This window comes from Halorubrum sp. AS12, from assembly GCF_051122765.1.
In the GTDB taxonomy this organism is placed as follows: Archaea; Halobacteriota; Halobacteria; order Halobacteriales; family Haloferacaceae; genus Halorubrum; species Halorubrum trapanicum.
In genome coordinates this window covers 45,788-65,339 of the sequence record NZ_CP185385.1, presented here as the reverse complement: position 1 = coordinate 65,339, position 19,552 = coordinate 45,788, and the positions used below count along the sequence as shown (strand labels likewise).

Annotated in this window: 17 protein-coding genes and 1 tRNA gene; 5 read left to right on the top strand and 13 right to left on the bottom strand. The window is 69.9% G+C overall.

Going from position 1 to position 19,552, the window contains the following annotated elements; translation table 11 throughout:
• Positions 1–107: 107 nt before the first annotated feature.
• Positions 108–365 (bottom strand): DUF5789 family protein, encoded by a 258-nt coding sequence (locus ACODNG_RS00305; RefSeq protein WP_434521948.1) that lies wholly within the window; start codon positions 363–365, stop codon positions 108–110.
• 151 nt (positions 366–516) lie between these two features.
• Here ACODNG_RS00305 and ACODNG_RS00300 point away from each other — a divergent pair, with 151 nt between their 5' ends.
• Positions 517–1,077, top strand: coding sequence for a universal stress protein (locus ACODNG_RS00300; protein WP_434521947.1), 561 nt, complete (start codon positions 517–519; stop codon positions 1,075–1,077).
• A gap of 47 nt (positions 1,078–1,124) precedes the next feature.
• Here the strand turns inward: ACODNG_RS00300 and ACODNG_RS00295 are convergent, their stop codons facing one another.
• Complete coding sequence (locus ACODNG_RS00295; protein ID WP_434521946.1) at positions 1,125–2,114, bottom strand: biotin--[acetyl-CoA-carboxylase] ligase; 990 nt, start codon at positions 2,112–2,114, stop codon at positions 1,125–1,127.
• 454 nt (positions 2,115–2,568) lie between these two features.
• Here ACODNG_RS00295 and ACODNG_RS00290 point away from each other — a divergent pair, with 454 nt between their 5' ends.
• Complete coding sequence (locus ACODNG_RS00290) at positions 2,569–3,102, top strand: hypothetical protein (RefSeq protein ID WP_434521945.1); 534 nt, start codon at positions 2,569–2,571, stop codon at positions 3,100–3,102.
• A gap of 37 nt (positions 3,103–3,139) precedes the next feature.
• On the opposite strand, the gene ACODNG_RS00285 is transcribed toward ACODNG_RS00290, so the two are convergent.
• Positions 3,140–4,075: a DMT family transporter gene (locus ACODNG_RS00285; RefSeq protein ID WP_434521944.1), complete on the bottom strand. Its 936-nt coding sequence runs from the start codon at positions 4,073–4,075 to the stop codon at positions 3,140–3,142.
• A 182-nt stretch (positions 4,076–4,257) separates the two neighbouring features.
• On the opposite strand from ACODNG_RS00285, the gene ACODNG_RS00280 reads away from it, so the two are divergent.
• Positions 4,258–4,740, top strand: a complete 483-nt coding sequence (locus ACODNG_RS00280) for an Lrp/AsnC family transcriptional regulator (protein WP_434521943.1) — start codon at positions 4,258–4,260, stop codon at positions 4,738–4,740.
• A 42-nt stretch (positions 4,741–4,782) separates the two neighbouring features.
• On the opposite strand, the gene ACODNG_RS00275 is transcribed toward ACODNG_RS00280, so the two are convergent.
• The 3 genes from ACODNG_RS00275 to ACODNG_RS00265 all read right to left on the bottom strand — a co-directional run bounded on the left by ACODNG_RS00275 (position 4,783) and on the right by ACODNG_RS00265 (position 7,840).
• Complete coding sequence (locus ACODNG_RS00275) at positions 4,783–5,256, bottom strand: hypothetical protein (protein ID WP_434521942.1); 474 nt, start codon at positions 5,254–5,256, stop codon at positions 4,783–4,785.
• A 91-nt stretch (positions 5,257–5,347) separates the two neighbouring features.
• Complete coding sequence (gene gatE, locus ACODNG_RS00270) at positions 5,348–7,231, bottom strand: Glu-tRNA(Gln) amidotransferase subunit GatE (RefSeq protein WP_434521941.1); 1,884 nt, start codon at positions 7,229–7,231, stop codon at positions 5,348–5,350.
• A gap of 524 nt (positions 7,232–7,755) precedes the next feature.
• Positions 7,756–7,840: transfer RNA gene (locus ACODNG_RS00265), tRNA-Leu, on the bottom strand.
• Positions 7,841–8,104: 264 nt separating this feature from the next.
• Between ACODNG_RS00265 and ACODNG_RS00260 the strand changes: the two genes are divergently transcribed.
• Complete coding sequence (locus tag ACODNG_RS00260) at positions 8,105–8,665, top strand: DUF420 domain-containing protein (RefSeq protein WP_434521940.1); 561 nt, start codon at positions 8,105–8,107, stop codon at positions 8,663–8,665.
• Positions 8,666–8,699: 34 nt separating this feature from the next.
• Here ACODNG_RS00260 and ACODNG_RS00255 read toward each other — a convergent pair whose 3' ends face one another.
• From ACODNG_RS00255 to ACODNG_RS00235, 5 genes are all read right to left on the bottom strand, one after another.
• Complete coding sequence (locus ACODNG_RS00255; RefSeq protein ID WP_434521939.1) at positions 8,700–9,761, bottom strand: halocyanin domain-containing protein; 1,062 nt, start codon at positions 9,759–9,761, stop codon at positions 8,700–8,702.
• A gap of 124 nt (positions 9,762–9,885) precedes the next feature.
• Positions 9,886–11,385, bottom strand: coding sequence for an amidophosphoribosyltransferase (gene purF / locus ACODNG_RS00250; protein WP_434521938.1), 1,500 nt, complete (start codon positions 11,383–11,385; stop codon positions 9,886–9,888).
• 115 nt (positions 11,386–11,500) lie between these two features.
• The gene (locus ACODNG_RS00245) at positions 11,501–11,893 is read right to left on the bottom strand and encodes a DUF5820 family protein (protein ID WP_434521937.1); all 393 of its coding nucleotides are present in this window, start codon (positions 11,891–11,893) and stop codon (positions 11,501–11,503) included.
• Between the two features lie 84 nt (positions 11,894–11,977).
• Positions 11,978–14,224 (bottom strand): ribosome rescue protein RqcH, encoded by a 2,247-nt coding sequence (gene rqcH / locus ACODNG_RS00240; protein ID WP_434521936.1) that lies wholly within the window; start codon positions 14,222–14,224, stop codon positions 11,978–11,980.
• Between the two features lie 100 nt (positions 14,225–14,324).
• On the bottom strand, positions 14,325–16,061 hold the full coding sequence (locus tag ACODNG_RS00235; RefSeq protein ID WP_434521935.1) for a tRNA uridine(34) 5-carboxymethylaminomethyl modification radical SAM/GNAT enzyme Elp3: 1,737 nt from the start codon (positions 16,059–16,061) through the stop codon (positions 14,325–14,327).
• Between the two features lie 87 nt (positions 16,062–16,148).
• On the opposite strand from ACODNG_RS00235, the gene ACODNG_RS00230 reads away from it, so the two are divergent.
• Positions 16,149–17,666, top strand: coding sequence for a DUF790 family protein (locus ACODNG_RS00230; RefSeq protein ID WP_434521934.1), 1,518 nt, complete (start codon positions 16,149–16,151; stop codon positions 17,664–17,666).
• A 331-nt stretch (positions 17,667–17,997) separates the two neighbouring features.
• Here the strand turns inward: ACODNG_RS00230 and ACODNG_RS00225 are convergent, their stop codons facing one another.
• Positions 17,998–18,543 (bottom strand): DUF7122 family protein, encoded by a 546-nt coding sequence (locus ACODNG_RS00225; protein ID WP_434521933.1) that lies wholly within the window; start codon positions 18,541–18,543, stop codon positions 17,998–18,000.
• Entirely contained in the window at positions 18,540–19,502 is a 963-nt protein-coding gene (locus ACODNG_RS00220) for an RsmB/NOP family class I SAM-dependent RNA methyltransferase (protein ID WP_434521932.1), read from the bottom strand. The genes ACODNG_RS00225 and ACODNG_RS00220 overlap by 4 nt, the downstream gene beginning before the upstream one ends.
• Positions 19,503–19,552: the final 50 nt, after the last annotated feature.

The window sequence follows — 19,552 nt, the reverse complement described above, 5'->3', positions numbered from 1 at the left end:
CCACCAGTGCGCGATCCGCGGTAAAAAGCGATGCGAGACGCGCCGTGGCGTGGGGAGCGGTGACGAGGGGCGGGATTCGGGGGGGCCAGGTGTCGCTGTCGGGCTGCTCAGGCGTCGCCGTCGGACTGGCCCGGTTCGCCGAGCGCCTCGATCGGGAGGACGTTCTGGAGCGCGGCGACCGCGTCAGCGGCGCTCTCGAACGTCTGCTGGTCGACATCCGCGAGCAGGTCGCCGAGGTCGGCGTCGCCGTCGGCGAACAGCACCGTCGTGCCCGCGAACGACTCGGTGAGCGCCTCGCGCTCGGCGGGATACGCGTGGGATTCGAGCGTCGGTTCGAGCCGGGAGAGGTTGATCTCGTCGGACATACCGTCCCATCGGCGGGACGCGGCATAAACGCGCGCCTCGTCGGGACCGCCGCCGCGAGCGTGGGTCGGCGTTGACGGCGCCCGTTGAGGGCGAGGAACCGGCAAAAACCGCAAAGGGTTATCCGTCGTCGGTGACATGGTACACGTGAACATGCCCCTATACGACCGGATCCTGGTCCCGACCGACGGCTCCTCGGAGGGGGAGCTGGCGGTGTGCCACGCGCTCGACCTCGCCGCGGTCCACGGGGCCTCGGTCCGCGCCATCTACGTGGTCGACACCGCGCGGTACGCCGGGATGCCGATGGAGACGACGTGGGAGGGCGTCGGCGACCTGCTGTACGACGACGGGGAGGCCGCGCTCGAAACGGTGGAGGAGCTGGCCGCCGACCGCGGCGTCGACGTCGAGACGGCGGTCGTCGAGGGGTCGCCGAGCCGCGAGATCATCACTCACGCCGAGGAGACGGGCTGCGACCTCGTCGTGATGGGGACCCACGGACGCGGCGGGATCGACCGACTCCTCCTCGGCAGCGTCGCGGAGAAGGTCGTCCGCGGGTCGTCGGTCCCCGTGTTGACCGTCCGGATCGGCGACGAGGAGGAGGCGGCGAGCGCGGCCGAGTCCGCGAGCGCGAGCGGGTCCGCGACCACGGGCGAGACGGGCGCCGGCGGAACCGACGCGGACGGATCGGTCTCCGACGCGACCGAGACGGGATAGGGAATCGCGACGAGCGAGTCGCAGCGCCCCCCGGCGGCCGGCGGCCGTCACTCCGCGTCGCGGAGGTGCTCGCAGTCGCCCGCGTGGACGCGCCGCCGCCCCTCGTCGGTGTCGACCACGAGCGCGCCCGGCTCCGCGACGTCGACCGCGGTGCCCTCCACGGACCCGTCCGCGGTATCGACTCGAACGCGTCGTCCGAGCGTGCTCGCCCGCTCGCGCCACGCCGGGAGCACCCGGTCGAGCGCCTCGGGCGACTCGGTCAGCTCCGCGAAGCGTTCGAGCAGCGTCGCGGCGAAGCGCCGGCGGTCGACCGGCTCGCCGCGCTCCGCCGACAGCGACGTCGCCCCGTCGGGGAGCGTCTCGGGGTCGAGGTCGGCGTTGACGCCGACGCCGACGACGAGCCAACCGATCCGGTCGGCCTCGCCCTCCATCTCGGTGAGGACCCCCGCCAGCTTCCGCCCGCCGCGGCCGGTCGCGTCCGAGGCGTCGTCGCCCTCCTCACCCGCGTTGCCGCCGACGAGCACGTCGTTCGGCCACTTGATGTGCGCGTCGACGCCGGCCTGGCGGGCGGCGTCGGTCGTCGCCACTGCGGCCGCGAGGGTGAAGAGTGGCGCCCGCGCCGTCGGCACGTCGGGGCGCGTCAGGATCGACAGCCAGACGCCCCCGCTCGGCGCCACCCACTCGCGGTCGAGGCGACCTCGGCTCCCCGTCTGCTCGTCGGCGACCACGGCGACGCCCGCTTCGCCTTCCCCCGCGAGTTCGCGGGCCCGCTCGTTCGTCGACGTGATCCGGTCGTGGTACTCCACGGAGTAGGGCGCGTCGAGTCCGAACTCGATTCCCGGCCCGGAGTAGCCCGGATCGTCGGGAGCGACGTACCCCTCTGCCGTCGACTCGACCGCGAACCCCTCCTCGCGGAGCGCCTCGACGGCCTTCCAGACGGCCGCCCGCGAGACGCCGAGCGAGTCGGCGAGGGCGGGACCGGAGACGGGACCGTCGTCGGCCGCGAGGGCGTCCAGCAGCGCGCGCCGCGTGTCCATACCGTTCGATCCGACGCCCTCGCCGAAAGCCGTTCCGGGTCCCGGACGCGTTCTGTCCGGCGCGCGAAAGGACGACGATGACCGAAGGCGACGCTACCGGTGAGAAAGACGGCGAGACGGTCGCGCTCGTCGACAAGCGTGTGTGGGGCGGGCGGCAGTCCGACCCGGAGGCGGACGTGGGAGAGTAGAGGGTGAGTAGGGTCGGACTCGGGTAGGGGGACACCTCGTTTCCGGTGAAACGGCGAACGGTACCGCGTCACACGCGACCGCGCGGCGACGGGCGGCACAGACACGACAGCGGTACGAACTCGACGGTACAAACTCGACGGCACGAACTCGACGGCACGAACTCGACGGCACGAACGCAACCCGCGGCACAAAAGCCAAGTCCGCGGGGCCGAACGCTCCGGTATCGCAACCCTCCAAGGAGCCCGAGTCGTCCGAGGGCGATCCGATGGACGACCTCGACGAACTCCTCGACGACGACCTCGCGAGCGGCGAGGGGGAGTCCGACGCCGATTCCGGCGCCCCCGCGGCTGCCGAATCGAGCGCGGGAAGCGCCCGAAGTACCGGGAGCAGCGGTAAATCCGGGAGAATTGGCGTCTCCGGCCGGTGGTTCTCGGCGAAGGCGTTCGCGCTCGCGCTCGTTACCGTCGCAGTCGGGGTGTTCGCCGTGAGCCTGATCCCGCTCATCGGCGGGATGGTCGGGACCGCGGGCGGCGTGTTCCTCGCCGCGTTCCTGCTCGGTCTCGTGCTGTCGACGCGCCGGTACGCCGAGACGGGGATCGCCGGCGCCGCGGCGGGCGCGGTGAGCACGGTGACGAGCGTCCTCGGCGTCGGCTTCCTCCCGATCGGGATCGACTACCTCTCGCAGTGGGGGCTCCCACTCGTCGCGGTCGGCGGCGGCGTCGGCCTGGTCCTCGCGCTGCTCGGGCACTACTTCGGTCGCGACCTCCGCACGGGACTGAGTCAGGACATCGAGGGCTAAGCCCTCTCGAACGGCAAAGAGACCGTTCTGACGGTCGCTACCGCGTCAGCCGGTCGATACCGACGTAGTCGGCTATCTCCTGCCGTTCCAAGACGAGGAAGCCGGCGAGGATCGCGACGAACCCGATCAGCGCCTCGGCGTCGATGAGGTGGCCGAGCAGGACCCAGCTGCCGACCGCGGCGACGACCGGCTCCGCGTACCCGACGAGGTGGAGCTGCGACGGGCCGACGGCGTCGAGCAGCGCGAAGTACAGGAGGAACGCGACGACGCCGGACAGCAGCGTCAGGTACGCGAGCGACGCGATAGACGTCTGGTTCCAGACGATCGCGGCGGGCGACTCGCCGATCGCGACGGCGGCGACGAGCAGCTGCCCGGCCCCGATCACCATCGCCCAGCCCTGAAGCGCGGCGATCGGGAGATCGGTTCGGAGCGGCCGGAGCAGGACGGCGCCCAGCGAGAAGGCGACCGCGCCCGCGAACGCGAGCGCGACGCCGACGACCGCCGCACTGCCGAGTCCGGCCGCGGCCGGGTCGGCGACCACGACCACGCCGACGACGCCGAGCGCGAACCCACCGATCTCGACGGGTCCGAGCCGCTCGTTCGGGAGGAGCGCGGCCGCGAACACGGCGGTCAGAACCGGCGCGAGGCTCACGACGACGGCGGCGACGGCGCCGGAGATCCGGATCTCGCCGAGGTAGAGGAACCCGTGGTACGCCGCGATCACGAAGGTGCCGGCGACGGCGACGCCGAGCCATTCGTCGCGGCCGCGCGGGATCCACCGGTCCGCGGCGACCGCGGCGTAGGCCAACACGACCGCGCCGGCGATTACGTACCTGACGCCGGCGAAAAGCAGCGGCGGGAAGTAGTGGAGACCGGCCTCGATGGCGACGAAGGAGGTACCCCACAGCGTCGCGAGGAGGAGGAACGCGCCGACGATCGCTTCCGGAGTAGAGAGGAGTTTTGCGAGCTTCATTCGTTATCTGTTCGAAATACACGACGATAGTTAAACTACACTCCGATATCTCCCAAGATTCGGGATGATCAATCAGACATACGAATTAGATCCGATTTGGTTCCGATATGCGTCGGTATCTTGGACTCAGATCCAACCCTGTCGGCCGACATATACAACCGATCGGGGTCCGATCCCGGGGTATGGACGAGCGCGACGTGCGGCTGTTGAAGGCCATCGCCGATCTGGGCACCGGGAGTCCGGAACGGCTCCACGAGGAGACGGGGATTCCGGTATCGACGATCCACTACCGGCTGAACAACCTCCGCGAGGACGGCGTCATCGAGAACGACCTGTACGACTTCGACCACGAGGCGCTCGGCTTGGGCGTCACCGTCATCGTCGAGGTGCTCGCGAACTACGAGGGACCCTACGAGGAGTTCGCGGACGAACTCCTGGCGGTGGAGGGCGTCACGGAGACGTTCTTCACGATGGGCGAGACGGACTTCGTCGTCCTGGCACGGCTCTCCTCGTCGGACACCGTCGAGCGGCTCATCAGCGACTTCGAGGCGATCCCGGAGGTCGAGCGCACGAACTCGACGTTTACCATCGCGACCCTGCGCGATGAGTCGCGCGCGCCGGCGACGTACGACCTCGACACGCTGATCGAAGAGCTGACTGACTGATCGAAGAGCTGACCGACTGACGGGGGATCGAAGATCGGTCGGTCAGCGCGTCTCGTCGTCGAGACCGGTTATCCGTCGGGTCTCCTCGCGGTCGCGGTAGCCGACCGGCGGCTCGAAGCGGCGCCGGGCGCGGTCGGCGGCGGTGGCGCCGAGATAGGCGAACACCGCCATCATGGGTATGTAGCCGATCATGTCGGCCATCGAGTAGACGGCGGTCGCGAACAGCAGGTCGGGGTCGGTTCCGGGGGTCGGAACGCCGCCGATCCGGTAGACGAACACGAGCAGGTACAGCGGGAGCGTCGCGAGCGCCACGCCGAGGAGCGCGTTGTTCGCGCTCGCGTCGTAGAAGCCGCCGAGCGCCGTCGCGAACCCGCCGACGGTGATGGCGACGGGAAGCATCCACGCGGGGCGGTCCAGCACGAACAGCACGGTCGCACAGAGGAGGACCGTCGTCGCGGTGACCGCCGCGACCGTCCCGCGGTCGAAGTCGAACCCCGGGTCGAACGGCTCTCTCATGGAATCGGCTTCCGCACCGACGGAGAAAAATGTCGGGGATATCAGGTGTTTCGCGGACCGGGAGAGTTTCGCCCGTGACCGTCGAATCCGGTTACGACCGCTTGCCGATCTCCTCGCGCAACACGTCGGAGACGACCTCGCCGTCGGCCTTCCCGCGGAGGGCGCCCATCGCCTCCCCCATCAGTCCCGAGAAGGCGCCCATCCCCTCGGCCTCGATCTGGTCGGCGTTGCGCTCGACGACCTCGACGACGGCCTCGCGGACCTCGTCTTCGCTCACGCCCGAGAGACCCGCCTCCTCGACGGCCTCGGCCGCGGACAGCGAGGGGTCCTCCGCGAGCGTCGTCAGCACCTCGGGGACGCCCTCCTTCGCGAGGTCGCCGTCCTCCACGAGGGCGAACAGGTCGAGGAAGTGCTCGTCGGTGAGGTTCTCGACGGGAGCGCCGTCGCGTCGGATCTCCGTCGTCGTCGATTCCAGCGTCGACGCGGCGAAGGTGGGGTCGACACCGCGGTCGACGGCCGCCTCGAACAGCGGGAACCGCTGGCCGAACGCGACCTGCTCTGCGAGACCGGCGTCGAGTCCGAACTCGTCGGCGTAGCGCTCGGCCTTCTCGTCGAGCAGCTCGGGCGCCTCCACGTCGGAGGGATCCGGCTCGACCGGCGGCACGTCCGTCTCGGGGTACATCCGCGCGGCGCCCGGGAGCGGCCGGAGGTAGCGCGTCGTGCCGTCGTCGTTCGCGCCGCGGGTCTCCTCGGGGATGCCCTCGATGGCGGTCTCCGCGCGCTCGGCGGCCGCCTCGATCGCGAGGTCGGCGGTCTCCGGGTCGGCCGCGACGATTGCGACCGCGTCGTCGTCGCCCGCGCCGACCGCGTCGCGGAGGGCGTCGACCTCCGCCTTGGTGACGCCGTACGCCGGCAGCTCGTCGGTGTGGAAGATGCCGCCCGCGCCGTGGCGCTTCGCGTGGTCGGAGAACTCCGTGCCGAGTCGGCGGTCGGGCTGGATCTCGCGGCCGACGAGGCCGTCGAAGCCGAACAGCGGGACCGCGGTGACCTTCCCGCCGGCGTCGAGCGCGCCGCGGATGACGCCCGAGTCGGTGTCGGCGAACACGTCGGTCACGTCCGAGACGTCGCCGACGCTCGCGTCGCGCTCGCGCAGTTCGTCGCGGATGTTCAGCAGCTCCGCCTGCCGCCCGACCTCGCCGCGGACGATGTCCTCGATCCCCTGGAGGTCCTGGACTCCTTTCACCTCGACGCGGGCGCCGTCGGCGATAGAGACGTTGACGTCCTGCCGGATCGTGCCGAGACCGCGCTTCACCGCACCCGTCGAGCGCAGCAGCATCCCGATGCGCTCGGCGGCCTGCCGCGCGCCCTCGGGGCTGCGGATGTCCGGTCCCGTCCCAATTTCGACGAGAGGCACCCCCAACCGGTCGAGCGAGTAGACGACGCCGTCCTCGGTCTCCTCGACGCGCTTCGCGGACTCCTCTTCGAGCATGAGGTCGACGACGGACACCGAGCCGGACTCGGTCTCGATTTCGCCGTCCTGACCGAGGAGGATCGAGCGCTGGAAGCCGGAGGTGTTCGAGCCGTCGATGACGAGCTTCCGCATCACGTGGGCCTGATCGACGACCGAGAGGTCGAGGAGGTCGGCGATCTGGAGCGCCACGGCGAGCGCCTCGCCGTCGACGCGCCGGGGCGGCTCGTCGTCCTCCTCGACGAGGCAGGTGGTGTCGTACGCGAGGTAGGTGAACTCGCGGTCGACGCGGCTCTCCTCCATCGCGGCGTCGTCGAGTTCGCCCAGTTCGCTCTTCGTCGGGTGGAGTCGGCGGGTGATCGACCGCTCGGCCTCGTCCGGGTCGCGCTCGACGGTCGGGGAGTCACAGAACAGCTTCGTCTCGGTGTCGAGCTGCTGGTGGATCTCCAGGCCGGCGACGAGCCCCAGTTCCTCGTAGTCGTACTCGGGGGTCGCGTCCGTACTCATTACGCCTCACTCCGACGGCGCGCGACTAAAAGGGTGGCAGTTCGCGTGGGCGGTGCGGAGCGAGACCACCGAGATTATTTATAAATGACCGGGCGGTGGCGCGTGCCTCCGAGCGCCCCTTGGGCGCGAGGAGCACGCGCGAGGGACGCCGCGAGCGACCGGAGGGAGCGAGCGGCGAGGCTGGGGAGGCGTGAGGTGCGGTGCGGTCGCGGTCGGGTGGGACTCAAAGGGGCAGTCGCGAGGGCGAAGCACGACGACGTAAGGACCGCAGGGAGGGAGCGAAGCGACCGACCGAGGACCGCAGCGAGTCGCGCGAGCCCTCGCGGCTGGGGCTTTGGCGGTGATCCCCGTCGATCCGTCGGTAGCCATTTATAAACGATCGACTGTGGATGCGAAAACAACCGTCGCGTCACCAGTCGGAACCGAGTATAGCCGTCACTCGTCGCGTAGCGGTCGAAAGGAATTGTGCGTGGGTGCTGTCGTAGAGACAACACCGTACATCGTTCGGGGGTGTACCCCTGCGATGCGTGGGACCGGATTTGAACCGGCGGACCTCTACAGGACAGCGCCCTCAACGCTGCGCCGTTGGCCTGGCTTGGCTACCCACGCTCGCGGTGTTCTGTCGCGTCTCCACGTACCCTTCCCCTAATTAAAAGCCCTTCCATTTGGCGGGACCGTGGCGGGGTTTCGCAGACCCTCGGGCGGCGGAACGCGGCTGTGACCCCGCGACCGCAACCGGACCACGTCGACCGCAACCGGACCACGTCGACCGCAACCGGACCACGTCGACCGCAACCGGACCACGTCGACCGCCACCCAACCGCGTCGACCGTAACCGGCACGCGTTTGGGGGTCGCGTCCCACCGCACGGACATGTCCGATTGGGTCCGTGAGAACGTCTCCGTTCTGACCGCCGTCGCCTCCGTCGCCGCGCTCGCGCTCGTCTTCGCCGCGGTCGGCGGCGTCATCCCGAGTTCGCTGCTACCGCGCGCGAGCGACGCCGTCCTCGCCGCGATCCCGCACTTCAACGCCGCCGTCTCCGCGACCGCCATCGCCACGATCGTCCTCGGCTGGCGCGCGATCTCCCGCGGGAACGTGACCCGGCACCGGAACTTCATGGTCTCCTCGTTCGCGCTGTTCGCGGCGTTCCTCGGCGCGTACCTCTACCGGCTGATCCACGTCGGCACCACCGAGTTCCCCGGCCCGGAGGTCGTTTACTCGTACGTCTACCTCCCGTTCCTCGCGATCCACATCCTGCTCGCGATCGTCTGTATCCCGTTCGTCTTCCACGCCCTCTTCCTCGCCGCGACCCGACCGTACGAGGAGCTGTATCACACCCGACACTCGCAGGTCGGCTTCGTCGGCGCCGTCCTCTGGCTGGTGTCGTTCGCGATGGGGATCGGTGTGTACCTCATGCTGTACCACGTCTACTGAAGACCCGCGGCAGAAAAACCGGCGCAGCCGACGACTAGGCGGTGCGGTTTTTGTTCCGCTCGGCCTTCTGGTGTGCCGCGTAGAACAGCGGGACGAGCAGCGCGCCCGCGAAGCCGAACCCGAGCGCCAGCGTTCCGATGTCGCTCGCGGAGAGGCCGCTCCCGCCGCCGGAGCCGCCCTCACCGCCCTCGCCGCCGAGGAGTTCGTCGTCGACGGCGCCGACCGCGACCGCGCCCTTCATCCCGGCTCCCTGATGCGGCGCGCAGGCGTAGCGGAACACGTCGCCTTCGCTCGCGTCCTCGAAGGTGTACTCGAAGGTCGTCCCTTCCTCCGCGACGGGTTCGCCGCTTTCGAAGGCGCCGTCCTCTTCGACGACGTTGTGACCGCCGCCCTCGCCGGTCCACTCCCAGATCACCGTCGTCCCCTGATCGACCAGAATCGCGGGCGGGTCGAACAGCAGGCCGTTCTCGCCGGCGCCGACGGAGACGGAGACCTCGTCCTGACCGCGGAGGTCCTGCGTCCCCTCGTAGTTGCCGACGTTCTCGAACCAGTCGCCGTAGCCGGACGCGCCGCCGCCGGAGCCGCCCTCTGGGTCGACGAGGTCGTCGTCGACGGAGCCGACCGCGACGACGCCTTTCATGCCGGCGCCCTCGTGGGGCTCGCAGACGTAGCGGAACCGGTCGCCCTCGCTCGCGTCCTCGAAGGTGTGCTCGAAGGTCGTCCCTTCCTCCGCGACGGGTTCGCCGCTTTCGAAGGCGCCGTCGTTGGCGACAACGTTGTGGCCGCCGCCCTGCCCGGTCCACTCCCAGACCACGGTCGCACCCGGATCGATGAGGATCGCAGCGGGACCGAACCGGAGTCCGTTCTCGCCCGCCCCGACCTCGACGGTCACCTCGTCTTGACCGCGGTAGTCGTGGGTGCCGTCGTAGTTGCTGACGCCCTCCAGCCAGCCGTCGTACTGGGCGGCCGCGGTCCCGCTTCCGGCGGCGACCCCCGCGGCGACCGCCGCCCCGGCGGCCCCAGCGCGGAAGAACCCGCGACGGCTCATCGACCCGGCGTCGTCGCCCTCGGTCGCAGCGTCGGCGTTCCGTGTCATACCCCTACGTCTGACCGTGAGCGTATTTAAGCCCCCGATACGTCCCGAGCGGCCGGACCGGCGGCGAACGTGTGCGGGGTTCGAGGGAGACACAGTGCCGCTGTCCGTCCGCGTGCGTCGGCGGCTAATCGTCCGCCGGCGTCGGGTCCGAGACCGGCGCGTCGACGTCGCGGTCGGTCGCCTCGCCCTCGACGTCGAACGGGTACTCGCCGGTGACGCAGCCGAGACACAGGTCCGCGCGGCTCTCGCCGACCGCCTCCGCGACCGCGTCGATGGAGAGGTACGAAAGCGAGTCCGCGCCGACCTCCTGGCGGATCTCCTCGGTCGAGGCGTCGGCCGCGATCAGCTCCTCGCGCGTCGCCATGTCGATGCCGAAGTAGCAGGGCGCGAGGATCGGCGGCGCGCCGATCCGGAGGTGAACCTCCTCGGCGCCCGCCTCGCGGACCAGCTCGACGAGCTGCGTCGAGGTCGTCCCGCGGACGATGGAGTCGTCGATGATGGTGACCGACTTCCCCTCGACCGTCGACTTGATCGGATTGAGCTTCAGCCGGACCGCGCGCTCGCGCTCGTCTTGGGTCGGCATGATGAACGTCCGACCCACGTACCGGTTTTTCATCAGTCCCTCCGCGAACTCCACGCCGCCGTCGTCGGCCGCCCGAGGCTCGCCGTCGGCCGTGGTCTCGCCCGCGGCGTCCGCGTAGCCGGAGGCGAACGCGCGCCCGGAGTCGGGGACGGGCATCACCACGTCGGACTCGACGCCGGACTCCTCCCAGAGCTTCCGGCCGAGCGACCGGCGCACCTCGTACACGAGGCTCTCGTCGATGACGGAGTCGGGGCGCGCGAAGTAGACGTGTTCGAAGAAGCAGTGGGCGGTCGACTCGCGTTCCACGAGCTGATACGTGTCGTAGCCGGTGCCGTCGGGATCCAGGACGACGAGTTCGCCGGGTCGCACGTCGCGGATCAGCTCGCCGTCGAGCGTGTCGATGGCGGCGGACTCGCTCGCGAGGACGTAGCCGCCGTCGATCTTCCCGAGACACAGCGGGCGGTTCCCGAGCGGGTCGCGCACGCCCAACACGGTGTCGTCGTGGGTGATCGCCAGCGAGTAGGAGCCGTGGATGCGGTTCATCGTGTGTTTGACGGCGCGCACGAGGTCCTCTTCGAGGAGGTTGCGCGCGAGATCGTGGGCGATCACCTCGGTGTCGCCGTCGGAGGTGAACGCGTGGCCCGCCGCGGCCAGCTCCTCGCGCACCTCGTCGGCGTTGACGAGGTTGCCGTTGTGCGAGAGGCCGAGCGATCCGGACTTGAAGGAGACGGAGAAGGGCTGCGCGCAGCTCTTGTCGAGGCTGCCGGCGGTCGGGTAGCGCACGTGGCCAATGCCGGTGCCGCCCGACAGCGACGCGAGGTCCCCCTCCTCGAACGCGTCGCCGACGAGTCCGCGCTCGACGTGGCTGTGCTGTTGGAACCCGTCGTGCGTGACGATCCCTGCCGACTCCTGACCGCGGTGTTGGAGCGCGTACAGCGCGTAGTACAGCGGTCGCGCGGCCTCCCGGTCCTCGAGCGAGACGCCGACGACGCCGCACTTCTCCCGCGGTTCGTCGCCGCCGTAGTCCCCACCGGCGTTCATGTACGCGAGGGTCGGGCGGGCGGCGATAAAAATCCTCGTGTTCGTGGCGTATCGCTCCCCTTCTCACACCATATTATGCGTAATCGTGGATAAAACTCTCGCAGCCGCCGCGTCGTCAGGCGGTCTCCTCGCCCCCGACGAACTCGTCGAGGCGCGCGAAGTACGCCTCCCGCGGCACCTGATACGCGCCCCGGTAATCCACCTCGCCCGCGACGAACCGCTCCGCGACGTCGACCGCGCCGGCCGCGCCCGCCTCGCGGCTCTCGTAGGTCTCCGCGACCGCCTCGATCTCCGGCTCCAAGAAGCAGACGACGTGCCACTCGTCGGTGGCGTACTGGCCGGAGCCGGGCCGGGCGTTCCGGGAGCCGTTCGTCAGGTAGATGGTCGGGAGACACTCGTCCGGGAGGTCGCCGGTCCCGAAGACGTCGGGGCGGTAGACGAGGATGGCCCGCCCGCTGGGCTCCTCGTTCCACACCCGCCACCCCTCCGGCAGCGATTCGAAGGCCATGGCGCCCCTCGGTCGCGGAGGCTTGAAAACGTCGCGCTCGGGGTGCGGCTTCGAGCGCGATGCGCCGGCGCGAGAGACCACCCCTCAGTCCACGATGTCCGACCCGCCCGGCGGGAGGAACTCCTGTAGCCGGTCCGCGCTCGCGACCTTCCGCACGAACGACTGGTCCGCGAACCGCTCTTTCAGGTTCCGGTACGCCATCATCGCGGCGTCGTTTTGCGCGTACATCCCCGGCTCGAAGGTGACGTGCGCGGCCGCGCGGTCGACAATCGCCGACGGCGGCCCGCCGATAGCGCGGGTGACCGGCTCGCACTGGACGCCGACCGCGATCCGGCAGGGCACGTCCTCGAAGTAGGTGCGGTCGCCGCGGATCACGAAGCTCCCCTTCTCGATGTACTCGCCGCTCTCGGGCGTCTTCGACACCTGGTCCGGCTCGACCATGTACGCGTCGCCCGCGCCGCGGCCGTCCTTCCAGTCCGACGAGTAGGAGACGGCGAACTGCGCGGCCTCCCGCAGCGTCTCCTCGGAGAAGTCGACCGGGTCGGCCGACTCCGAGGGACCGGACGCCTTCAGAATCGTCACCGGTCCCCCGTGCGCCTGCGTGTGGAAGAACCGGTCGTGTTTGCTCATGTACTTCTTCACCAGCTCCTCGTTCTGGTCAGCGTTGCGCCCGCCGATGACGAGGTAGCCCGTCGAGGTGTGGAACCAGCGGAACCGGTCGTACCAGTCGTCCGGACTCCGGATCGGGATCGACGAGCGGGAGAGCCAGTCCGTCTCGTACTCCTCCTCGTCGTCGCCTTCCTCCCCGTCGTCGCCGTCCCCGCCACCCCCGTCGTCGGCAGCCTGCTTCTCCTCCCACTCCTCTTTCCGCGCCTTGACCGCCTCCAGTTCCTCTCGGGTCGACTCGATCGCCGCCTTCGCGCCCGCCTTCTTCTCCTCGACGCGCTTCGCCTCCTGGTAGAGGCGGTCGGCGTTGACCTCCACACCCTCGCTCGCGTCGAGCTCGATCCGGGTCGTCCCCCCGTCGTCCCCGTCGTCGCTATCCTCGGCGAGTTCGACCGTCACCGTCCCCTCGCCGCCGTCGATGTCGACGACGGCCGCCGCGGCCGGAATGCCGCGTTCCGCCCCCGCGTCGAGGGTCGCTTCGATCTCGTCCCACGGCACGTCGTTCTCGCGGGCCTCCCGCACCGTCGAGAGCACCTCGTCGACGAGGTCGTAGTTCGCGTACAGTAGCTCCGCGCGCTCCCGCTCCGCCTGCGCCTGCTCCTCGAACCCCTCGATCGCTCCCTCCTGCTGTTCGATGATCCGCTCCTGTTTGGCGATCTCCTCCTCGAACTCGGGACGCGAGGCGCTCGCGTCCGCGGGCGACTCACCCTCGGCGGTGTCCTCGCTCCCGAGCCGGTAGAAGTACTCGTCGACGGCGTCGTTGAAGGAGTCGAACCCGACGCTCGGGAGCCCCTCGTGTTCCGCGAGCGGGAACGGCGTCACGTCGACGACGCGGGGGTCGACGTCGTCGTCTCCGTCACTCCCGTCGTCTCCATCACTCCTCTCGCCGCCGTCGCTCCCCTCGCCGCCGTCGATCGACTCCTCGTACACGCGGGGGTCGACGTCGCCCGAGCGGAGCCGCTCGTCGATCCGGGCGAGCGCGTCGTGGAGCGCGCGGATCTGGTCGTCGGTCGCCTCCTCGATGGGCGTCTCCTTCGGCACGCCGGCCCGGGTACACACCTCCTCGGCGTACAGCCCGCCGAGGTTCAGCTGGGTGGCGAGGGTGCGCACCACGTCGCTGTCCGACTCGCGCATGTGCCGCTCGAATCCGCCGTAGCTCACGTCGAGCGGGTTCAACCGCGAGGCCGGGTACTCGTACTGCGAGCCGGGCGCGACCGTGCGTGACTTCAGCCGGACGGTCGAGAGCGCCCCGATCACCTCGCCCGTCTCGTCGAGCGCGGCGACGTTCCCCTGGCCGAACAGCTCGGCGACGAGCGTCGTATTCTGGTCCTCGCGCTCGAACTCGAACGTGAGGATACGGTCGAACTCGTACTGCTCGACGCCCGCGAAGTCCGCGCCGGACATCCGGTTCCGGAGCATCTTCGCGAAGTTCGGCGGGCGGCCCGGGGCGTCCGCGACGTGGTCCGGGTCGGCGGCGTGCGCGCGCTTCACGTCGCCGACCTCGATCATGAGCTCGACGCGGCCGCGGTCGAAGTCGCGGAGCTTCAGCCGGAGCAGGTCGTCGTCGTAGAGGTACGCCTTGTCGACCTTCGCGCCCTCGTACCGATTCAGCTCGGTGACGAGCGCGGCGAGGTCGATGCTCGACAGCTCCCGCTTCTGGTCCATACTCGAAAGAGACCGGCGGGCCGGAAAAAGGCGTGTCGTTGTGGGTGCGGTGGGGACTGCGGGGGCGACGAAGCGGGCGACCGGACCGCTCTCGATCCGGTCAGAGCCGCTTCGACACGTACGGCCCGTCCTGTCGGTAGCCGAGCTTGTTCCGGTAGTACTCGCGGGCGCCGATCCCGGAGATGACCGCGATCTTCCGGAAGCCTGCCTCGCGAGACAGCTCTTCGGCGCGTTCGAGGAGCTTCGTCCCGTACCCCTGATGCTGCCAGTCGCCGTCGCCGCCGATGCCGACCTCGTTGCCGTACACGTGGAGCTCGCGGACTAAGGCGGCGTCTTCGAGTTCGGGGCGGATCGGGTCGCTCTCGGTGCCCGGCGCGCCCGGCTGGTCGGGCGCGAACGAAGGGAACCGCAGGCGGCAGAAGCCGACGAGGAGGTCGCGGACGGGATCCTCGAACGCGATGAAGTGCTCCGTCCCGCCGCCGGCCTCGTAGGTGGTGACATCGAGTTCGACGTCGTCCGGGTCCGGGTCGGCGTCGTTGTGGCCGACCTCGCGGGCGCGGATGTCGCGCTGGACGATTCCCTTCTCCTCGGCCCGCTGGGCCGCGAGCTGGCGGAGGTTCGACTTCTGGACGCCGGCGTCGATGAAGTCCGCGGGGATGTCGCGCTGGACGCGCTGGAGCCGCGTGTACTTCGGGATGAGGTCCATGGCGTCGGCGACGAGATCGGCCGCTTCCTCGCTCGTCAGCGGGTCGAAGTCGTCGCGGCGCCAGCGGTCGTACACCCGGGTCCCCTCGACGACGAGGGTGGGATAGATCTTCAGGTAGTCGGGCCGCCAGTCGGGGTTGTCGAACAGCTGGCGGAAGTCCTCCAGACACATCTCCCGGGTCATCCCCGGCTGGCCGGGCATCATGTGGAACCCGACCTTGAACGCGGCGTCGCGCAGGCGGCGGTTCGCGTTCCGGCTCGCCTCGTTGCCGTGGCCGCGGTGGATCTCGCGGTTGATCCGCTCGTAGGTGGTCTGGACGCCGACCTCGACCTTCGTGCCGCCCAGATCGAGCATGCGGTCGATCTGTTCCGGGTCACACCAGTCCGGCTTCGTCTCGAAGGTGGTGCCGATGTTGCGGATCGCGTTCGTCTCGTTTTCCGCGATCACGTCCTCCAGATACTCGAACTCCGTCTCCTCCCGGGCGGGCGCGAACGACTCCCCCTCGGCCGGCTCCGGCTCCTTGTCGAGATCGTAGTCGTTCATCGCCTGAAGGGCGCGCTTCACGAACCACTCCTGGTAGTCGTGCGAGCGCGCCGTCATCGTCCCGCCCATCAGGATGAGTTCGACCTTGTCGACCGGGTGGCCGATCTTCCGGAGCTGTTCGAGCCGGAGGGTGACCTGCCCGTACGGGTCGTAGTCGTTCTGCTCGCCGCGGGCCGCGGCCGGCTCGTGGCCCGTGTACGACTGCGCCGAGGAGAACTCCGAGGCTGGGCCGCCGGGGCAGTAGAGGCACTTCCCGTGCGGGCACAGCTCCGGCGAGGTCATGATCGCGACCGGCGAGACGCCCGAGGCGGTCCGGACGGGCTTGCGCTGGACCACTTCGATCACGTCGTCGCGGTGTTCCGTGGGCGCGTGGTCGAGTATCTCGGTGTTCTTCGGCACCTTCGGAGAGCCGAACTCCGAGCAGGCGTCGAGCTTGGCGCTCTCGAGGTCGTCGCGCTCGATCTCGCCGTCGAGGATGCGCTCGACGAGATGCTCGCAGGTCCGGACGAACGCCTCGGAGGAAGCGGCGTCGCCGGCGTCGTCGCTCTCACCGCCGGCGTCCGTGTCGCTCGCCGCGTCGGTACTCATTACCCTCCGATCGACGGGTTTCGGAGTTAAGCGTGTCGCACCGGGGAAACCGCCCGGTTTTAGACGGGCGCTCGCGTAGCCGCGGCCGTGTTACGGAAGGACCTCCTGCGCGTCTCCCGGGCGGGCGGCGGCTACCGCCCGCAGTTCGCGACCCGGGAACACCGGCCGCTCGCGGCGCAGGTCCTCGGGACGTTCGAGTCGCACGTCGGCGAGCGCCGCGGCGACCTCGACAGCGCGCTGGCGGAGCTGGAGTCCGACGCTGCCGCGCGGAACGGCGACTTCAAGCTGGTCCGCGGGCTGGCGGCGCTCGTCGAGCGCGAGTGCGAGTTCGAGACGCGCGCGCCGGTCCCGCCCCGTCGCGTCCGGCGGGCCGCGTTCGAGGCCGCGGAGGCGGTTGGCGTCGCGAGCGAGGCGGAGCGGGAGGACGCGGTCGACCGCGCGGCCGACGCGCTCGGGATCGAATCGGCGGACGTGGACGCGTCGCTGTACGCCGACCGCGACGTCAATCAGGTCCTCGTCGACGGCGACGTACGGTGGGACCCCGACTCCCTGCTGGAGCAGTACGACCTCTCGCTGGCCCAGACAGCCCTCTTCGACGCCACCGAGGTCAGGGTGCGGTCGAACGACCCCAAGCGCCTCGTCTCCGCCGTCAAGCGCCTACGGCTGATGTACGAGGTGGAGCAGACCCCCGAGGGCCGCGAACTGGTCGTCACCGGGCCGGACAGGCTGTTCTCGCGCACGCGACGCTACGGCACCGCGTTCGCGCGCCTGCTCCGCACCGTCGCGGAGTCGGCGGAGTGGGAGCTGACGGCGACGATAGACGATCGCGGCCGCGAGCGCACGATGCGGCTCTCGGACGGCGACGTGAGCGTGCCGGACGTGGAGCCGGTCGCCGAACCCGACTTCGACAGCGGGGTCGAGTCCGACTTCGCCGGGCGGGTCCGCGGACTCGACCTCGATTGGACCTTGGTGCGCGAGCCGGAGCCGCTGGAGACGGGCGCGAGCGTGATGATCCCGGACTTCGCGTTCGACTACGACCACGCCGACTTCAGACTCTTTTTCGAGGTGATGGGCTTCTGGACGCCCGAGTACGTCGCAAAGAAGCTCGGCCAGCTCGCGGACGTGGAGGACGTTGACCTCCTCGTCGCCGTCGACGAGAGCCTCGGCGTGGGCGAGGAGATAGCCGCGCGAGACCACCGCGTCGTCACCTACTCCGGGACGGTCCGGGTGAAGGACGTGGTCGACGTGCTCCGCGAGTACGAGGCCGAGTTCGTCGCGGACGCGGCCGCCGCCCTCCCCGACGCCCTCTCGCCCGACGCCGACGCGATCGGACTGGACGACCTCGCAGACGAACACGGCGTGAGCGTCGAGGCGGTAGAGGACAAGGCGTTTCCCGACCACGAGCGCATCGGGCGGACGCTCGTTCGGCCCGCGGTGTTGGAAGCGATCGGCGAGGAAATCGAAGTGGAGATGTCGCTCTCGGAAGCCGAAGCGGTCCTCGACGAGTACGGCGTCAACGACGCGAGCGCCGCGCTCTCGCGGCTCGGGTACCGCGTTGAGTGGGAGGGACTCGGGGGCGGGACGGTCCGGGAGAAATCGAAATAGGATATTTAAACCGGTGCGGTGGCGCGCGCCTCCGAGCGCCCGGAGGGCGCGAGGAGCGCGTGCGAGGGAGTCGGGCGGCCGGAGCGAAGCGGAGGCCGGCCGACGAGGCTGGGGAGGTGTGAGGTGCTGTGCGGTCGCGGTCGGGTGGGACTCAAAGGGGCAGCCGTGAGGCGGGCGTAGGCGACGCAAGGACCGGAAGGAGCGAGCGAAGCGAGCGACTGAGAACCGCAGCGAGCGTACGGCCGCCTCACGGCTGGGGCTTTAGAGGTGTTCACCGCCGATCCGATATCAGCTATTTATAAACAATAAACCGGCTCGCTAACAGGATCTCTCACTCCACGACGGGCAGGTCCGCTCGACTCCCTTTCGGCACCACAGAGCGCAGGTCGTCGTATAAATACAGCCCCACGCCGATCGGAACCTGCTCGCCGGCGACCTCGTGAGTCGCGATCAGGTAGCCCCAGTCGCCCTCCCACTCGGGGATATCCTGATCGTCGCCTGCCGCAAAGGTCGCCGCCTGCTCCGGGTCCAGTTCGATCACGTTCTTCGTCGCGCGCGAACCGAACCGCGACACCGCCCGCCCGGTCGGCTTCCAGTGCTCCTGCCGCGTCCGGAGGAACGTCATCCCGACCGCCTCCACCTCGCTCGGGTCGGTCGCCTCGCCGTTGAAGATCCAGATTTTCCCGGCGCCCTTCTCCCAGAAGGTGTACTCCGCGAAGACCTCCCTCCCGATTTCGAACCGCTCCGCCCACCAGTCGAGGACCTCCTCGCGGCTCGCCCGGCCCTCCACCTCCCGATCGGCGGGCGTCGCCGGCAACCGGTCGAACTGCTGGCCGTCGTTGGTGGGGGCGGCGCCGCCGGAATCGCCGTCGCTCATGCGGCCACCTCCTCGCCGTCGACAGCCGCGTCTCCGCTTCCCTCACCCGCCTCCCCGCCAACGCGCAGCTTCGCGCAGAAGAACCCGCCCGTGTCGTTCCGGTGCGGGTAGACCCGCTTCGCGCGCGTCACGGACTCGTCGTACGTCTCGCCGTCCCACTCGGTGACGCCGGGGTCAGTTTCGAGCGGCAGGTCGAACTCGGCCAGTTCGCAGTTCTCGTTCGCGAGGACGTGGTCGAGGACGGCCTCGTTCTCCTCGGGCGCGAACGTACAGGTGGAGTAGACGACGGTGCCGCCCGGACGAGTCGCCTGAACCGCCCGCGCCAGCACCCCCTTCTGGATCCCCGCGACCGCGTGGACGTGGTCGAGCGTCCACTGGTCGAGCACGTCCGGGTTCTTCCGGCAGGTGCCCTCACACGAGCAGGGGGCGTCGACCAGCGCGCGGTCGAACTCGTCGAACGCCAGCGGCTTCGTCGAGAAGTTGCGGGCGTCCTGGTTCGTGACGACCGCGTTCGTGATCCCGAGGCGCTCGGCGTTGTGCCGGAGCGCGGAGAGCCGCCCGAGGTTGTTGTCGTTGGCGACGACCGTCCCCTCGTCGTCCATCGCGTCCGCAATCTGGGTGGTCTTGCTTCCGGGAGCCGCGCAGGCGTCCCAGACGCGCTCGCCCGGCTGCGGGTCGAGCGCGAGCGTCGGCAGCACGGACACCTCCTCCTGCCCGTGGGTCCAGCCGTGAACGTACGGCCAGTTGCCGCCGGGGTTCCCGTCCGGGAGCCGAAAGAGACCGTCGTGCCAGTCCACCGGCTCGTACGCCACCCCCGCCTCGTCGAACGCCTCGCGGACGCGGGCCGGCGCCGCCGCGATCCGGTTCGTACGCACGACCGAGGGGAGCGGGCGGTCGCACGCCGCCCGGAACGCGTCGACGTCGTCGACGAGCGACTCGTATCGGTCGAGCGGATTCATGGCTCCCCTTTCGTGGCGGGCCGTTAGACGGTTTCGGGATTCGCGCGGGA

Coding starts and splice junctions, on each gene's coding strand:
- ACODNG_RS00235 (WP_434521935.1), bottom strand. CDS start 16,061: ATGAGTACCGACGCGGCGAGCGACACGGACGCCGGCGGTGAGAGCGAC.
- purF (WP_434521938.1), bottom strand. CDS start 11,385: ATGAACGCCGGTGGGGACTACGGCGGCGACGAACCGCGGGAGAAGTGC.
- ACODNG_RS00225 (WP_434521933.1), bottom strand. CDS start 18,543: ATGAGCGACGGCGATTCCGGCGGCGCCGCCCCCACCAACGACGGCCAG.
- ACODNG_RS00280 (WP_434521943.1), top strand. CDS start 4,258: ATGGACGAGCGCGACGTGCGGCTGTTGAAGGCCATCGCCGATCTGGGC.
- ACODNG_RS00220 (WP_434521932.1), bottom strand. CDS start 19,502: ATGAATCCGCTCGACCGATACGAGTCGCTCGTCGACGACGTCGACGCG.
- ACODNG_RS00275 (WP_434521942.1), bottom strand. CDS start 5,256: ATGAGAGAGCCGTTCGACCCGGGGTTCGACTTCGACCGCGGGACGGTC.
- gatE (WP_434521941.1), bottom strand. CDS start 7,231: ATGAGTACGGACGCGACCCCCGAGTACGACTACGAGGAACTGGGGCTC.
- ACODNG_RS00260 (WP_434521940.1), top strand. CDS start 8,105: ATGTCCGATTGGGTCCGTGAGAACGTCTCCGTTCTGACCGCCGTCGCC.
- rqcH (WP_434521936.1), bottom strand. CDS start 14,224: ATGGACCAGAAGCGGGAGCTGTCGAGCATCGACCTCGCCGCGCTCGTC.
- ACODNG_RS00255 (WP_434521939.1), bottom strand. CDS start 9,761: ATGACACGGAACGCCGACGCTGCGACCGAGGGCGACGACGCCGGGTCG.
- ACODNG_RS00285 (WP_434521944.1), bottom strand. CDS start 4,075: ATGAAGCTCGCAAAACTCCTCTCTACTCCGGAAGCGATCGTCGGCGCG.
- ACODNG_RS00305 (WP_434521948.1), bottom strand. CDS start 365: ATGTCCGACGAGATCAACCTCTCCCGGCTCGAACCGACGCTCGAATCC.
- ACODNG_RS00300 (WP_434521947.1), top strand. CDS start 517: ATGCCCCTATACGACCGGATCCTGGTCCCGACCGACGGCTCCTCGGAG.
- ACODNG_RS00290 (WP_434521945.1), top strand. CDS start 2,569: ATGGACGACCTCGACGAACTCCTCGACGACGACCTCGCGAGCGGCGAG.
- ACODNG_RS00295 (WP_434521946.1), bottom strand. CDS start 2,114: ATGGACACGCGGCGCGCGCTGCTGGACGCCCTCGCGGCCGACGACGGT.
- ACODNG_RS00245 (WP_434521937.1), bottom strand. CDS start 11,893: ATGGCCTTCGAATCGCTGCCGGAGGGGTGGCGGGTGTGGAACGAGGAG.